Genomic DNA, 18,608 nt, shown 5'->3' with positions numbered 1-18,608 from the left:
CAAAAGATCCTTCAACGTGGCAAAACCACCGCCACCCTCCCGCCACCTCAACACCTCCCCCCGAACCTCATCCGAAATCTCCGAAAACCTCCCGCCCACACCAGGATCCACCTTACTCTGAATCTTCCCAATAGAACGTCGAATAGCCCCAACAGTGGACGCACTAACCAGGCCACCGGACAATTCTGCAACGTCACGCACGAAAACATCCACAGGAATCCCCAAAACCCACTCACGCACCAAATCACCCACAGCCGAATTCTTGAACCGACGACCAGGCTTCTCCGTCGATACCCCCCGCGCCTCCAAAAGATCCTTCAACGTGGCAAAACCACCGCCACCCTCCCGCCACCTCAACGCCTCCTCCCAAATCTCATCCGAAATCTCCGAAACATCCCTGCCCACACCAATACCCGCCTTGCTCCGAACCCTGGAAGCAGTGGACTGTGTGACCAGGCCGCCAGACAATTCCACGACCTCACGCAGGTCTACACCCGCAGGAATCGTCAAAATCCACTCACGCACCAAGACACCGACAACCGGGTTCTTGAACAAACCATTTTTTGACTTCTCCGTCGACACCTCCCGCGCCTCCAAAAGATCCTTCAACGTGGCAAAACCACCGCGACCCTTCCGCCATTCCAACGCCTCCCTCCGAACCCCACCCGAAATCCCCACGAACTCCCCAGCCCTACCAAGACCCGCCTCACTTCGAACCCTGGCAACAGTGGGCTGATCGACCAAGCCACCAGACAATTCCACGACCTCACGCAGGTCTATATCCACAGGAATCCCCAAAACCCACTCACGCACCAAAACACCCACAACCGGGTTCTTGAACAAATGACCAAGCTTCTCCGTCGATACCCCCCGCGCCTCCAAAAGATCCTTCAACGTGGCAAAACCACCGCCACCCTTCCACTCCAACAACTCCTTCCACTCCTCATACGAAATCCCCACGGTCTCCCATGGCTCGACCTGCTGCCGCCGAGTAGCCGAGACAGAGGACTGTCCCACCGGTCCCCCCGCAGGCGCCTCGGATCGGCTCTGCTCGACCCCGTGGACCGACGCCCTACCCGGATCCAGCACAACCGACCGGGGCGCCGAGCCACCGTCCACATCGGAATCGTCGACATCCATCGCGTCCGAATCAGCAATCTCCGACTCGGAATCGACATCCATCGTCTCCGCTTCGGCATACTCGGACCCAGAATCGCGATCCGGCTGCTCGGCCAATCCAGCCGCCCGTACCAACTCCGCCAGTTGCTTCACCAAATCCAGCACTACCTCACGGGCATGCAGGCCAGGCAGATTGGTTCGACTCAACTGCCACAATCGCACCGCGACCTGATCCACCACCAGATCGAACGCTTCGCGCTCCCGCGATCGCCCACTCACCCCCGAAACGGGCAACACCTCGCTCACCAGGGTGGTCGCGGCATTCATCGACCGCGTCCACTCCTCCGCCTCTATACCCTCCGCTGCCCGAAGTCGATCCCAGTCCACCTTCGACAGCCGTAGCTTCCGCTCAACCGAAACATCCGCACCGGGCTCCGCTCCCGACTCCCCATCCTCCACTTCATCTTCCGCCTCCAACAACGACAGGTAATCGTCACCATAGTCCACAATAATCATTCCGCGCGGGTTCTTCCGCACATCAAACGCGTTGTCCAGCGCCACTACCGCCACCACCGGCTGGACCTGCGGCTTACCGTTCTTGCCATGAATCGTTATATCAAAACCAATAAACCCGGCGTTTACTCGATCCAAGTCAATGGCTCCCTCGTTTCCATCGAGAGGACTCGTCACAGCGGTATTCGCAAACGCCATGGAATCCGCCGCGCCCTCGGCGGCCATATCAATAGGAGCTCCAAGCTTTCCCTTGACCCGCGACCACTTACGCCGAGACCGTTTACGCCGACTCGTTCCACCCTTAATCTTGCGACGGCTCGAGAAGCCCATCGCCACCGTGTAGTGCGGGAACTCCGGATGCCGCTCCTCCCAGTTACGCACCGCCTCATCACTGTCCAGTACCGCCCCCAGGTACAACCCGAGAATCCGCCCATTGCGCAACGACGGACGCTCCTCCGCAAGCATGTCGGAGACCGGTTTGCGCAAGAACAATCCATGCTGCCCAACCAAGGCGTGCTCGTACCAAGAAACATCCCCGAACCGCACCACATCGGTACGTACCAGCGGCAAGGACAACGGCTCGCCCCGCATCCTCCGCCGAACCTCGTAGGCCACTTCCCGCTCCAACGACCGCTGTAACGCGGCCATACTTCCCCGCTCACCCCACTGCGACATGACATCGCCGGGACCATCGACAAGTTCCTGGAGCCGCTTCTCGCTCATCTTCATTGTCGCCTTGAGCTCGCCGAGATGCGTCAGCACTTCTGGGTGAACGCCACCATCCTCACCCGCGAAAGGCTCATAAACACGCCCCACCGGGTCCCGCCAATCACGCCACGGAGGCACATCATCCATCCCCGACATAGGAAGCACCCGATGCCCCGATGTTGGTTCGTCGGTGTCGGCTGGTTCTGAGGAATCGCTAGCAGCATCCGACGACTGCCCCGTCGGCCGTGCGCTGAGCAACTGCTCCGCCTCGCCTGTCGTGGGGGCGCCGCCGGGGAGCCCGGGCACGGCACCGGCGATACCGACAATGGTGACCTCCGAGGCGAGAAGACCCGAATTCCTCGGCCACGAATGCCCCTGACCGGCCGGGGTGCGACGCCACTCCCGCCAGTTGTCGTAAGCCATCCCCGCCGCCAACGCGACCTCGTCGCGGCTCGCGGTTGCCGGCAGCATTTTCCTGGCGGCCGAGACAATGTCCTCCCACACACGACCATCCAGCCCAAGCAACTCAGGCAACGATTCCGCATGCTCGGCGACATTGAAATCTCCAGCATCCGTGGCACCATCGATGCCGGCAGGAACCTTACCGGTTTCCCCGGCGACTTCCGGCCGCAGCTGACCAAGAATAGTCCCCATCAGCACCGCAAACGCCCTTTGCCGCACCGGGTCGCCACGCAGCCGGTCGATATGCCATATCACCGCTTCCCGAACGTTCTCCTCGAGACCGTCACCCAGCAGAACATCATCGAATACCTTCTTCGCCGCTTCCCGGCGCTCCGCACTGAGCACCGCATTTTCCGGCGCACTATTGACAATATCTTCGACTGTCCGTGTCAACCGGGTTGTGTCGAGGGTCAGGTGTGCGCCCGGCGCGATCACCTTCAAACCCCACGCGATCTGCTCCGCCAAAAACCGAGCCCGCCTCCAGCTACCGGTCTCCGCCAGCTTGTCACCGACCAGGCCCGCCACCCGGTCATACAACCCCCGCTCATACAACTCCGAAACCCGCATCGTATGTTCCAGAATCCACTCCACACCACGACCGGTATTCGGGAACAGCACCTTCAAATCAGCACGGTGGTTCTCCGGAAGCATCTCCGAGATATCGGCGGCAAGTTCCCGATTCCGTGCCAACGCGCCCTGCGCGCCGACCGGCTCCGCGTTCGCCACCTTCCGCAACCCCGCCAGTAACTCGACCGGATCGGTGACCTCGGCAACCAGCCTTTCCAACTCGGCATCCACCCGCCGCCGGGCCCGGTGTCGTAACTCCATCCCCTGAATATCCAGCTGACGCATCTGCTCCCGAACCAGCACATCAGTCGAGTGCCAATCACCCTTCTCCCAATGCCTATCCCACACATCCCGGTCATCCCGCCCATCCCACAACGTCCCGTCCCCCGCCACCCCCTTCCCCTTCCCCGCCGGCGACAACGGACGAGACGGAATCGAACCCACCCACCCATCCGTAATCACCACCACCGGCTTACCCACATTCCCCGAGTCCGCCCAGAACGCCTCAAGCCCCGCCTTCACCTCCGCCGCAGACCCCTGAATCGTCTCAACCCCAGCCGCAACACCCAGGTTGGCCAGCCACCGGTTCATCCCCACCAGCGGCACCCCCACCCGAGGATCCGTGAACGCCGGATCATGCAACAACAACTCGGTCCTACCATTCGGATTCTTATGATAGAAACCCACCGCCGCATGACGACCCAACTCCACCCGACCCGGCCGACCGAACTCCGCATCAGCCGCATGCGGCGAACTCGGCGTCAACGGCCCAGCACCAGCAATAACAAAAACCTTGAACGGCTCCACCCCCAACCGAGCCAACTCCGCCGCCCACACATGCGCCCGCACCTCACCACCACCATCAGGAAACTCGCCGGGCACCACACCCCCACCCAGCACCGACGAATACGTCAACCGCGACAACTGCGCCGACAACCACCGCGCATGATCCAACGACACCGGAACACGCCCACCCACACCATCAAAAACACCGAACAAGAAATCAACAAAAACACGCTCATCATCATCCCGATATAGACCCCGAACATCCTCATACAAATCACGGTCAGTGATCTTCCGATACTCCCGCCGCACCTCCGCCAACACCACCGGATCACGATCCAACCCCACCAACACCCCCACCACATCCCCGTAATTACCCGCACCCACAGCCCGCCGCAACACCGACACCGCCCCACCCCTACCACCACTCACCCGCTCAAACGGCTTCACACCCAACAACTGCAACGCCCGCTCACCCGCCCCACCCCCCAACCGACCCTCCACCACCGCCAACTCCACCAACGCCCCCACCAACCTCAGCAGCTCAACGTCACCTCCCCGAAGCGCCTGCCCCAACACCACAAACAAGCCTGAAACATCAACAACCCCCGAACCCACCAGCGAATCCAGCACCCCCCGGTACCCCACACCACCCCAACCCGACAACCCGACAATCCTGGTCACGCCCTCGAGCGAGTCATTACTAGGTGCCTTCGACCCACGCGTCACAAACCACGCACTTCTCCTCTGCAGTGCCTTCGCCAATGATTTTGTTCCCCTGCCGCCATGCGGCAGCCGGTAATACTCAGCAACAACCGCACCCAGTTCCACATTCGACAGCCCCAACGCCGCAGACAACTTGATCAGGCTCGAATATGGCAACACAACCTTCTCCGTCACCAGCGAATCCGAGGCCAGAAACTTCTCGATAATCGTTCTCACGCCTGCCGACTTCTTCGCGCTCCGCAAGGCATCGACTGCCTCGATAATCTTGTACAAATTCTCCATCGAGATGCTCTCAACAACAGCACCTCTAGCCCCATCAGTAGGCCGCCCGTCCTCACCAAGAAAACCCAGCGCTGCCAGCTGCGCATACCCAAGACGAATCTTGTCAACAGTACCGACCGACGGAACCTTGCCCGTGGCACGGGTCAACAACGCTGCTATACGACTTCCGCCCCCGCCTTTGCGCTGACTCTTGAGTTCTTGCTCAACAGAGCGGACTGCGTTCTCCAACTCCCAGGGGTACCCAAGGAGTCCAGTTGCTTCCCCGTCAACGCCTTGAAAGACACTATTCTCAAATCTCTCCACGTAGTCCTTAATAATGCGCGGAGTCGGCAAGTATCGACGTTCGATGAACGTATTACTGGGCGGCAGCCCATCGACAGCCGAAGCCGAGTTTTCCATCAGCTTCCCGCGAATAATATCGGCCTTTTCCGCAGTCGTCGCGCCATGACCCCCCTCAGGCAACCTTCTCAAAAAGTAGAGAATATAGGCCCCTACCTTCTCCGGGACACAACTTACGATCGGAGGGATTTCCCGGTAATGACGCGCCAGAACAGCGAGAACCTGAGAGCGGGCCACGACCGATCGAGACGGGTCCGCCGCGACCACGCGACGAACAGCATCACTGGTCGGATACCCACCATGGTTTTCTCGTTTGAGCCGATCGTAGGTGGCGACGATGTTCTGCTCGGTCAGTTTATCCAAGAACAGATTAGAAGTGTTGTGTATCGATCCTCGGCCTCCACCGGCGAAATGGGAGTGCGTTTCCTCGCGGTCAAGCAACCGCAATGGACCCGAACCCAGGAAACTCCGCGCCTTCTCCAATTCGGCTTCATCCAGTCCGCCCCCGTCAACAAGAGCCCACAACTGGACAAGATCCATCTCAGCACGAAAACGATTGCCAGAATCAACCCAATCCTGCACGGATTCGATCAGCGCATCCACCCCAGGCTCACCGAAAACAACATCATCCATCGGATCACCCCACGCGAACTCACCCCCCTGAACATCCAGATCGGCGGGCTCAAGCTCCACACTGGCCTGCCGCGCCAACCTCGACGCCACATCCGCCTGAGTCAATTCGGACTGCTGCGCGCCCTCGTCGCCTGATCGCTCCGAGGGCTCCTGGTCGGGCGCGTCGACGCCTGCCAGGTAGTCCCCGGCCGCACCGGTGTCCATGGGGTCACCGGCGAGGAGGTCATCGAGCATTTCATCGAGCGTCTGACCAGACCACAGATCGAGCTGACGTCCCTGCGAATCGACAGCCAGCACGGAGTAGTCGAAACCAGTCGGGAACGGTGCGTTCAAGTCGGTCGTGGACACGAACCACGCTTCGTCAAATTCCTGTGGCCGAGTCCGGGAATGCCTCAGAACGATCGCGCCGACCATATTTCCCGAGGCTGCGGTCTGACGCAACACAGCCGAAACCTCAGACTCGAAAACCGGTGTTGCCAAGGACGGCAGCGAACGTGCCATACTCTCCGGACCAAACGCGCTCAACCGTGAGCAAAGAATCTTCCATGCCGCGTCACCATTCAGAATATCTTTCCACGCCGAACCAACAAGAGCCCTTATCATCTCCGGCGGAATACTCGCCAGCTTCTCCGGCCGCATGCACATCAGAATCTCCGGCGGTATCCCCTCCAGAGAAATTCCATGCTTCAACCGGAACATGACACGGCGATCCAGCTGCTTTCCCACGAACCGCACCTGCTCCGGCAACTCCGGCGAATCCTCCAGCAACCTCCACGCCATCTCGGCAAACGACGAGTCATCGGGAACAACACCTTCATCCCACTCGTTCACCAAGCCCAACTTCACCGCACGCTCCACCTGACCGCGCAACCACTCTCCCGAGAGAGTCGCCGTCACACGATGACCCCACCGAAGTGAAGGATTCTTCTTCTCCCTCTTCAGGTAGTATTCAACAGAGTGAGGGGCGACAATTCCCATCGTAAAGGTGCGTATTTTTTCTGCCCCGAGTCCACTTCGAACGAGACGCATGGACAACTCCCACAGCAGATCTCGCTCAATAGGCGTCCTTGCGTCCATGCGTCCCCTGGGGTGCAGGATTGCACGCCGTTCATCGCCTTCCAGGAACGGCGTGCTCTCATCAACCTCCGAAGCCCATTTCATCAATTTTTGCCATTGAGATTCCGATGGCCTGCCCGCGAACACGCCGTCGTCGTCGGTTTGTGCATTTACCACAGACTCCGGAGTGAGATAGTTTTCATCGTCAGCTTGGCCAGAAATACAGGATAACTGCAAGGATTTACGCCGCGCTTCCGTAGTTCTCCATGAATAGGGAGCGAAGTCTATCTGGTTTTCCTCAACCCATCGATCAAAATTTTTCGACAGCCAATCTTTGTCATTCCACATACTGACCGACCATGCGCGCAGCAGTTCTCGCTCCCAAAAACGCCCGGGCGACAACAAGGACTTGTAGGGCACATTGAACGCATGACCGGGGAGGTCGCCCCACATCTTCAAGATCTTTATGTACTCGAGAAGCGTCTGCGCGCCCTCGTCACCGGGACGCCACTTCTTGAAATTCTCGACGAACTCCGGACTGATCCAGCGGCTGTACTGATCCCGGTGGTACGGATGTCCGGTGGCGGGATTGGTGCGCGCCACCTCGGACCCGGTGCCCGAGGGGCCGGGCGTGGGTGACCTGCCGGCGAGGTAGTCGTCGGTGGCTTCGGGGCGGTCGGTTGTCTCGGTCCGGCGTAGCGCGACGGCGCGGCGCGTGGCGGTGGAGTTCTGCGGCGAAGTGTGGCCGGGCGCGGCGGTCGCCTCTTCGGGGGAGGTCGTGCGTCGCTTGACCGGCTGGATCATCAGGCCGGTCGCTCCTGCCAGCCAGGGGATCTTCCCTGACTGGGTGTCGAAGTAGGCGGCCGTGCCGTCCGCATTGCGGGTGACCCGTACCACGTGGGTGGCGCCGTTGGGCATGGCGGCCCGGACGTGCGCCAGGCCTTCGCCGTGTGGTTGGAAGAGCAGGTACTGGTCGATCACGGCACGCTTGTTCACGGCGTGGAACGGGCCGTGCAGATCCTCCAGGATCTTTCGCGGCTCGCCCCGTGGCTGGCCCGCCTGGCGTGGTGGGGCTGGTTCGGCCTTGTGCAGTTCACCGGTTTCTTCGGTCTTCAGGGCCGCGATGTTGGCACGCAGGCAGTTGTCCCGGTGCCCGGGCACACCGGCCTCGAACTCCTTCGCGTTGACGCCCTTGAGGTGTCCGAAGTACTTCGCGGCATGGGCGTTGGCCTCCTCCTGGGTGTCGAAGTCCTCCCGCGCCCGCACCCTGTTTGCGTCCCCGTCCACCGGGACCCCCACCAGATTCGCCGGGGTGCCGGGGAGCAGCCGGCGGAAGGCGGTGTCGCCCATGGTGAGGGTCTCGCGCTGGACGAACTCGTCGAAGGCCAGCGGGGTGAGGCGGGTGACGCCGAGCTTCGCGGGGTCGCTGACCACGAACAACGGTTTCCCGGCGTGGTCGCGGGCGGTCCGCACCACCAGCTGACGATCCGCGGCACTGACTACCACATCCCCGGAATGCTGTATCGCGTCCCAGAACCGGGCACGCTGCCCCGCGTCCCGGCTCACCTGGGCCAGCGGAGCCCGCTTGAGACCGAACTGCCCGCTGGTCTCGTGCCAGGTCGCCGGGGACAGGCTCGCGGAGATGTCCTCGAAGTAGGTCGGCGCGTGCGCGCTCTGCGACCGCCGACGGCGACGGTCCACAGTGGCCACCGGCGCGGCCAGCAACGCACTCGCCCGATGCGCGCCGGGCACGAGGGTCCGGGTCAGCACCGGCCGGAGGCCGCTGCCCGGGTCCGGCTCGATGGCGGCCAGATCCTGCATCACCCTGCCCCACCGGGCAGTCAACTCCGCCCACGCCGCCGGGCCAGCGTTGCGCGACACCAGGTCCAGGGCGGCCTGCTCGATCCGGCCGAACTCCCTACGCGCCTCGGCGACCCGCTGCCGCGCCTTCTCCTCCGTGGTCCGGCCGAAGGGCCAGTCCCGCCGTGCGAGTTCCGCGGGGTCCCCGGCCGCGATGCGGCCCTCGACCCGGCGGGCCAGTTCCCGGCCGGTGTGCAGCAGCCCGGCCAGCGTCGGCACCCGGTTGCGCACCATCGTGTTGACCGCGGCGGCCACACCGGTATTGAGGAAGTACTGGTCCTCGTGCCCGGTCCCGGCGAACAACGCGTTCGTCATCGCCGCCGGGTTGTCCGCGAGCTTCCGGAACAGCTCCGAGGACCGCACTGCCTTCCGCGCGGCCGGTGCCAGCCCGCTCAGCCCCAGCCGCGCCAGCCGCACCGGCATCGGCTCGCCCGCCCGGTACCCGGTACCCGCCACCATCGACCGCGAGTCCTGGAACGGGTCCTCGCCCCGCCCCAACGACTCGCCGATACTGGTCAGCAGCGCTCGCAACCGCTCCGGCGTCAACGGCTGCGCCACCCGGCGTTCCACCACCGCGGATCCGTCCAACCTCCCCCGGGTGTGCTCGGTGTGTTCCCGCACCGGCACCTGCGACGCCACCAGCACCGCGTCGTTGATCAATCCCCGCAACCGCTTCCGCAACCCCGCCTGATCCTCGGGCAGAACCTTCAACGCAACATCCAACGCCCCCAGCAGGTTGTGCACCCGCTCGTCATCCAGCACCTCAACCGTGTAATCGGCCAGCCGGCCATCCCCAGCCAACGCCGACAACTCCGCCAACCGCGCAGCCAGCCCAACGTGGTCCAGCCCCAACTCCAGGCCCTCGAACGCCGCCTCGTAGGACCGCAGCACCGAACGCGGTTCCGCGACCGGCGCCACGTCACCACTCGCCTCGGCAGCGCTCGGCTCAGCAACACTCGCGGCGTCGTCGTCACCACGATCACTGACGTCGTAGAGCGACTCGCCATCCACCGCGGGCGACTGGTCTTGCCCGGCCGAGACCGTCCCTTGTGGACGGCCCACCCGGGCATGCGCCAACGCGGTACCGAACATGACACGCAGCGCGTTATACGCCGCATCACGGGTAACGGCCCCTTCGGGAACAACCAGTTCCCCGGCAAGCGCCTCGAGATCCAATGCCGCACGCAACGCCCGGGTATCCGGGCCCTCACCGGGAACGTCCCGCTCGAGGTAAGCCTGCATCGCCAGCGCGGTCAGCGCCACATCGTGTACCGGCAACCGGCGCTCCAGCTGCTCGGGCAACAACCCCTCCGGCGGCAGGAAACGCCCGTCCCGCACCATCCGGTTCCGCCACTGCTCCAGCACCCGGGGAGACACCTGCGCGGCGCTGTCCACCAGGCCGACCACCTGCGTCTTCAGGTCGGACACCGACGGACGCTCGGTACCGGGCTTCCGATCCCCGTGCGGCACAGGCGACTCATCCGGTGCCGGCGACTTGTAGCGCGGTGGTTCCTGATAGGACGGCGGTTGCCGCAACTCCTCAACAAGATCTTCGAGACCGAGCCGCTCGAAGGAGCCCGTCAGCAGCTGTTCCGCGACCCCCCGCGCCGCCACCCGCGACTGCTCCGGACTCTCGCCCTCCACACGCAACCGGCCGAGCACCGCACCCGTAACACGCCCATACAAACGCTCGATCTGAGGAGCGAACCCCTCACCGCCGGACAACGGGCCATCGAGCAACTCATTGAGCGGCAGATCACCCAGGATCTCCCGCAACGCCGCCGCATCCTCCGCGGTGCGCTCACCAACCGGGGCAAGCCCCAGTTCCCGCTCATGCTCGTGCTCGTATCGCGCGATGCCGCGCAGCCAGCCAGCGTCCTCGGCCCGTTCCAGCCGCTCCAACACCTCAGGCCACAGCGGCGCGTAGCCCTCGCCCTCCAACGCGGGGAACGCGCCCAGGTTGTTGCTCAGCCGCAGCCGCTCCGCCCGCGCCCGCAACGACGCCACATCCTCCGACTCCCACGCCCCCAACGGAGTGTCGCCCTCGACGAGCCGCTCGGCCAGCAACGACACCAGCCCATCATGGAAGAACTGCCGGACGTGTTCGTCCAGCCCCATGGGCACGCCTTCGGACAGTGCACCCACCATCGCCTCGGCAGCCCTCACCGCGGCGTTCGTACGAACATCCCCCTCGCCTGCGCTCCGCAACCGCGCCTCGGCGGACTCGATCCGCTCCCGCCAATCCGACCTGGCACCCTCCGCCTCGGCGACAACACTCTGCATCCGCTCGAACTCGGCCCGAAGATCCGCCGCCAGCCCTACCGCGTCCTCGCCACGTGCCAAGGCCGAGCGGACCGACTCGACCCGGTGCGCCCACTCCCGCTCCCGCCGATCGTCCGGCAGTCCATAACCGGGCGTCGCCACAGGACGGCCCCCCAGCAAGCGCTCCGCCTGCTCAGTGAGACCTCGACTCGCGTCCTGACCCGCGCCGATCTCCGCCTGGGCCCGATACAGCATTTCGTCGTCCGTCAGCGCCCGCGCCGCCTCCGCGTCAAAGGCGTCCCCGGTGGCGTTCTCACGTCCGGCGTCCTCCACCGGCCTCTTCTCGACACGGGGCGCAGACGGTGCCACTGTTTCCGGCTGCCCCGGGGCGGGCGCGCTCAGTTCCGGGTGCCTGTACAGCAACTCGCCCGCCGACCGGGTGTAGTGCCGCTCGCCATCGACAGACCCGCGCAACAGCTCAGCGTCCTCACGCAACTCCGCCGTATTCGCCCACGCCACGACCGGTGACTGACCACCAGCGAGCAACTCCGCCAGTGTCGATACGAGGCCCTCGTGGAGGAATTGCCGCGCATCATCGTCCACAGAGGAATCACCGGAGGGCAGCGTTCCCACCATCATCGTGGCCCTGCCACGAGCGAAGTTCACAACGGCCTCGGGAAGCCTGGCGAGCTCGGCGTCGGCCTCTACGACAGACTCCGCCCATCTGACCATTTTCTGGGCGCCCAGACCGACCTCGGAACTGGCGACGGAAGCGACGTCGGAATCCACCCCGGCGACGTAATCCTCAGCCGCGTCGTCCCACTGCCCCGTCGCCTGCGGCACGGTCGCCGACACCCACCGTTGCAGCCGCCCGGCCAACTCCACCAGACCATCCGGCCCGAACGCCACGCCCTCGAGGGCATACGCATAGGCCGCCACTGCCGCTTTCTGGCGTGAGGACTCGGCATCGCCGGCACCATTAAACGCCCGCCACACTTGTTCGGCCGATGCCAGCACCTGACGCCGGTACGACGGGTCGAGACCGTTCAGCCAACCCCCTGCATGGGCCACGAACCCAGACAACCGCTCATGCGACCAACCCTCACTCCCCACACCCGGGTCATTCGGAAGCACCGGCTCCTTCACAGCGGCCGGAGTCGGGGCCGGTTCACCGGGTTCCCGGCCCGACAATGCCTCCCACCGCCGCCGGAGCTCATCCGACTCCCACACCATCCCAGGATCGACGGCGTCCCCGGCGACGGACGCGACATCGGAATCCACCCCGGCCGCGTCGTCGACGACGCGTGGCCGCGGCGGCAACGGAGGCCGCTCCTCCGACGAGCCCACACCCTCAAACCCACCACCACGCCGCGGCGGCAACGGAGGCCGTTCGTCCGACAACGAATCGGCAGGCTCTATCTCGTCCGATTCTTCCCGCATCGAATCCCGTCGCGGGGGTGGTCGCGGCGTCTGCGGTGACGTACCGGCGTCCTCGGTCTCCCGGCCGGAGCGCTCCTCCGGTGGGGCGTTCGGCTGCGCGTCGGTCGATCGCTCGATACCCCTGGCACGGTCGGCTTCGGCCTGCAGTTCGGGCACCAGGTCGCGCACGTCCTGTGCGGCCCGGTTCAGCATCTCGTGGTTCTCCGGCGTCGCCTCTTCCTCGTGCTTGGCGACCGCGTCGGTGTACTGGATAGTGACGAACTCCGCCTTTTCGTTGCGCGAAGCCCTGAAGAGTTTCTCGTCGAGCGAAGTGTAGTACCCGAAATTTCCCTTACCACCGCTGCGGGCCAACCGGTTCTGAGTCTGGATATCGACGACCGCCGAAACCTCGGAATGCGCGGTTGCCCGACCTACAATATCGTCCGGGAAGTCTTCACCACGAGTGGTCATCATGTTGAAGACCTTGGTCTTGACCTTGCCGGACCCCTTTTTCACCCCCTCGATCTCGTTCTTGAAGTCTTCGCCGCGAGTGATCCTCCCATTGAATGCCTCGCCCTTGTCCTTGCCGGACTCCTCTCGCAACCCCTCGATCTCGTTCTTGAGGAATTCCCTGCGGTTGACCCCTTGTCGCACGATCTCCTGGGCGTCGATCGCGTCGTGCTCGACACCCAATTCATCGAGCTGCTTGGACAGTTCCTTTACCAAGCTGTTCTTGTGTGCCCAGAAGACCCACGGCTTCTCATTCCCAGCCTCCCGCGCGTCACGGACCTCTTCAGCCATGGCACGAAGCTTGCTCCGAGTGTCGATACTGACATGATCGGGCTCGATCTCAAGCCGCGAATGGTAGTAGCGCGGGATATCCTCGACGTGACCGGAATGGCCAAGCTCCTGAAACCGCTTCCCCATACCCAGCGCGGTGCCGGACGCGCCGTAAACCGCGACGAAAATATCATTCGAGAAGATTTCGGCGTTGGTGATGCTCTTGACTTTCTTCTCGCCCGTCGCATGGTCGGTATCCGGGTTGTCACGGATCGTCAGCCCATGCAATGCCTCGAGGACCTGGGAAATACCGTTGATGCGGGTCTCGCTCCCGGTCTCCGGGTCGGTCAGCGGTTCATGCGTGAATTCATCAAGGTGGTGAAGTTTGCGCTGGTCATCGATGATGAAGTCGTCATCCAGCTTATAGTCGTAGTACCCGATGGCCGTCCGCTCGAGCTGCTCCAACTCCTCCTTGTTCAGCGGCCCCCACAGTTTCTCCGCCCGGTCACGCCCGGCTTCGGTGAGCCCCGGTGTCGGCATGAACGGCTGCTCCGGGTCCCGGCCGAAGTGGACCTCGGTGAGCTCACCGGTCTTGAGTTCACTGAGGAAACGGTCCACCCACTTCTGGATCGGTTCCGCGACCTCGCGCGGCGCGGGACCCGCGGTACCTTCGGACAGGACCATCCTGCCGTTGGTCAATACCAGCGCCTCATCGGACTCGTCGATGATGGCCACGAACCTCGTCGGTCCGTCACTCTCGGGCCGCTGACCGGGGAAGTGACCCTGCTTGAGCTTGGTGAAGCCGATGTCATTGGGGGTGCCGATATAGATCGTGGGCTTGCCATGCTCCGGTGCGGGCGGCGGGTTGTCGGGGTCCATCCGGTGCACGTCGAAGCCCAGTTTGTGCAGCAGTTGCTGGTAGAGCTCGAACTCACGGTCAGCCAGATTCCGTCGAGTGGTGACCAGATAAGCACCGTCCACATTCTCACGGAGCGCCTCGAAAACCGCCGAGGCGAAGAACGCCCACGTCTTACCCTCACCAGCCGCCATGTTCGCCCAGTGCCGGTCGCTGAACTGGTGAAATGTAGCAAGCTGGGTAAACCGCAGCGAAATACCCTTTTCCCGGCGCACGAACTCGTAGATCGCCGCCAGCCGGTCCCGCTCGATCTGCGCGCCTTCCCCACGCCGCAGCAGCGTCTCCCGCAACTCATCGAAACTGATATTGGTGAGACGGCGGTCCTCGGGCACGTTCGGGCCGGAACGGCCCTCGATTTCGTGCAACGTCCGCACCGCGTCATTCGCGCTGTCTAGACGATATGCCTTGTTCGCGCTCGCGAACCACGACTCGAAGGTCCTCGGGTCCGCGTGTTTGACCCAGTCGCCCTCCGGAGTGCGCAGGTACTCCTCAGGTTCGGAGAGCCGCTTTCCGTCCTCTCCCAGCACCTTCCGGTAAATCATCGGCTCGCCGAGCTGGCCCTCCACCTCGACCTTGGCCTGATCCAACACCACTTCGTTCTCACGGCCCAGCCTCACGACCGTCCCATCACGCAACGTCAACGACACCTCGTCGTCGAGCTTGGTGAGGATGACATCAGGCCGCCTGTTCCCGGTCTCCTCCCACACCCGGTGCTCCCGGCCATACGACCAGTTCCCATCACGACCACGCTCATAGCTGATGCCGTCCGGAAGCACGATCAGGTGTGGCGCACCATTCCGGTCGACCTGCGCCTTCGCCCCGGACGGCACCTCAACCCTGAGCGATTGCCCATCGCGGTCGCGCGCGACGAACGAGCCGCCTTGCTCCGCGACATGCCAGCCGTTGTCGTCGGTGCGCCAGCTCGTCCCGGTCGATTCCTCATGCAGCGAGTGCCCGCCGAGTCCACCGTTCTCGGGGGGTGCGTCCGGCAGGTGGTGACTCGCGAGTGTCTGTGCGGCAATGGGATCCACCACCGGCACCGGCTGGTCGTGCTGATCCTGATGCCGGCCAGGGTGAGCGGCGTCCCCCGTGCCGACGTTGGGCCGCGACGGCAACACCGGCTTCGGCTTGCCGTCCGGGCCGAGGCCGGTGTGACTGCTCGACACGCTGGGAGTGCTGCTGCTGGTTTCCGGCCTTGGCACGGGCGCCGAAGGCCCGGGCGGCCGGGTGGTGTCCTTGCCACCGAGTGACGTCGCGACCTCGTCGCTCCCGCCGCCCATCGAGCGCCCCGGCCCCGCGGGCTGGGAGGTGGCCTTGGGTGAGTTCGGGCCGGATTCCAGCGACAGCGGTGCGTCCGGCGTTCCTGGACGGGAATGATCTTCCGGCCCGTCCTTGGCCGGGCCGGTATCCCCGAACGCGTCGTCGGCCCGCCATGGCGCCGTCGGCGACTCCGCCGACACCTTAGAGGGGTCCAGCTTGAAACCCGGTGTGAAGGCTTCCTTCGGTGTCTCCGGACCGAGCGTGGCCTCCAAAGCGGCTTTCGTGTCCACCGTCAGCTTGGGCCGGGCCCCCGGGGCGGGGGGAGCAGGCGGCACAGTGCGGCTGTCAGGCGCGGCGGCTGGTGTGGAACGGGCCGGCGGCGCCTGCTGTGTGCGTTCGGCGGGCGGCGCCGCGGCGTCGTGTCCGGGTGCGATGGGGGTCGGCGACGCACCTTCGGGATAGACCGGCGCGCCCTCGGGATAGGCTGGCGCGCCTTCGGGGTGAGCCGGGGCGTCCTTCCGGCCGGCGTTTTCGGCAGGGGGCGGGCCTTCCTGATTCCTCAGCTCCTGCTCTGGCGAGCCGTCGGATGCGTGCTGCTGTTCGTCCTTGGTGTGCGGTGAGAAAACCTCGCCCACCGAATTCTTGTGCTCTGACGGCGCGGCGCCACCATCGTCACCGGCCTGATAGCCAATGGGGTGCTGGCTGGAAACGCCGTTCTCACCGGCCTGATACCCAACAGCATGCTGACCGGAACCACCATTCTCACCAACCTGATAGCCGACAGGATGCTGACTGGAACCGCCATTCTCGCCAACCTGATAGCCGACAGGATGCTGACTGGAGCCGGAGCCGTCCTGGCGCACCGAGGGACTTTCCAGCGACGTGCCGTCCGGGCTGCGCTGGTCACCACCGAGGAAGCTTTCCAGCGAAGACGATCGCCCTTGGCCTGCCGCGTGCCCGTTGCCCTGCTGTGACTGCCCCTCCTGGCCCGGCCGGAATTCCCCGTTCCCACCGTGCGCACCACCCTGCCCGGCACCACCATGAACACCACTCTGCCCGGCACTGCCGGTCCCCACCGACCTGCGCCACGGTCGCCGGCCGGGGTCCTGAGCGCTCTGCTCACCGCTGGAACCCGTGTCCTTCTCACCACTGGAACCGGAGTCCTTCTCACCACCGGCACCAGAGCCGGACTCGGACTTCTCGCTCCAGGTCGACGGGTCACGCGGCGATCCGGTCCATGGCTCTTTCGCCAGGGACGGTGTACCGCGAAAGTGAGCCAGCATCCCCAGCATGCCCGCGGTCGACACTTCCCAGCCGTTGCCGCTCGCCGCGTTTCCCAGCATCGAAGTCAGGACGCCCAGACCCAGCTGCGTCCCGACATACAGTCCCTGACCGCCCAGCCGCCAGCGTCGCCCGAACACCGTCGCCTTGGGGTCTTCCCACTCCCGCACCTTCATCGCGGCCTTCTTGGCCGCCTCTTTCGCCTCCGCGGCCTCCGCGGCCGCCCCATCCGCCTTGCGCTGAACCTCCGGTTTGGCCCCCTCGGTCTTGAGATTCTTGAGGTTTTTCTGAGCCTCGTTGACCCGGTTCACCGAGTTCTGCAGTGCCTTCTCCGCCGCTTCCCTGGCTGCGACATCCACTTCCCTGGCACCGGCCGCGATCCCCTTGCCTGCCGCGTTCCCCACGCCGAACCCGGCGCCGCCGAGGCCACCCATCAGAGCCATGTGGCCGACCGAGTTCCAGTCGATCCCCTCCCGGTCACCGGTGATGTTCTGGCCAACCTGGATCGTCAGGTCCGCCCCGGCCATGATCCCGGCGCCCATCGCGGCGTTGACCACGATCTCCTTCGCCACCGACTTCGTGAGCTGGGTCCACGAGGTCTCCGCCAGCTTCTTCTGCAGGGCGATCAACAGCCGTTTCAGCAGCGACCCCGCCGCCGCCTCGACCGCCGGGACCGCAAGCGTCCCGACGATCGTGGCCGTCAGTTCCGCGATCGTGACGGCCGCGATCCCCATGAACAAGACGCTCAAGGCCATGGTCTTGATCAGGTCCGCCCTGGCGTTCTTCACCTCTTTCGCCAGCCCGCGGTCGGTTTCGCGAAGATGCGCGACCTGCTGCAACGCGATGTTGCCCGCGATCCCCATCGCGGACCCGGTCTCTCCCACCAGTCCCTCGCGTACGCCGCGGATAAGCTGCGGCAGCTTGTCTTCGAGCGTCGCCAGATCCGCGTCCAGCTGGTACAGCACGTCGGCCATGTCCTTGAGCCCCTGCAGGGAGCCCTCGGGCCATTCCATCGCGATCAGCTTCAGGAACTTCTGCACCACGGGCGGGACATGGTTGACCTCGGCCGTCCCTGGCGGAGGCGACGACGACTCACTCATCGCTCCTCCTTCGTTACCTGGGGTGGGCCGGGGACACAGGTCGGCGTAGTCCTGTGCCCAGTTCAGCCGAGGCGCGCGAGAAGCGCGCGCCTCGAGGCGCCACATCGGTGGATCCGGGGGTTATCCCCCGGCACCGGAGCGACGCGCGGCCCCGGCCGCCGTGGCGACCGAGGCGGGACCTGACAGGCGGCGCGAGGCCGTCGGCGTTGCCGCCTGCCGTACTAAGGTGCCTGGCGGCGCACGCGCGCCGCGTTGTTCTCGTCCACCTCGCTCAGGTTTCTGTCGACCGAGCCGACCGAGCCGGAAAGGGTCTCCAGCCAATCGAACAGCGGCTTGGCGTCCTGGTAGAACTTCTGATATTGGGGAACCCACTTCTTCGCGAACGACTTCCCGTAGGAATCGTCGCTCCAGCAACCCCAATGCCCGCTGATCCGGTGCACCGCGTCCTGCCACGACTCGACGGCTTCCTCGGCGCTGCTCTGGATTTCTTTCCTGGCGTGGTGGAGTTGCTCGGGGTCGAGCTGGAAATCACTGGACATCGT

The 18,608-nt window shown here is 64.4% G+C and carries 1 protein-coding gene and 1 pseudogene; both read right to left on the bottom strand.

Annotated elements, in window-relative coordinates:
• A pseudogene (locus ACFWX1_RS02330) lies at positions 1-18,066 on the bottom strand (hypothetical protein); the annotation flags it as partial.
• Positions 18,067-18,287: 221 nt separating this feature from the next.
• Positions 18,288-18,605, bottom strand: coding sequence for a hypothetical protein (locus ACFWX1_RS02325; protein ID WP_378383006.1), 318 nt, complete (start codon positions 18,603-18,605; stop codon positions 18,288-18,290).
• Positions 18,606-18,608 lie beyond the last annotated feature (3 nt).

The organism is Amycolatopsis sp. NPDC059021, from assembly GCF_042739895.1.
GTDB lineage: Bacteria > Actinomycetota > Actinomycetes > Mycobacteriales > Pseudonocardiaceae > Amycolatopsis.
The sequence above is the reverse complement of the archived record's forward strand: the minus strand, read 5'-3'. Positions and strand labels throughout refer to the sequence as shown.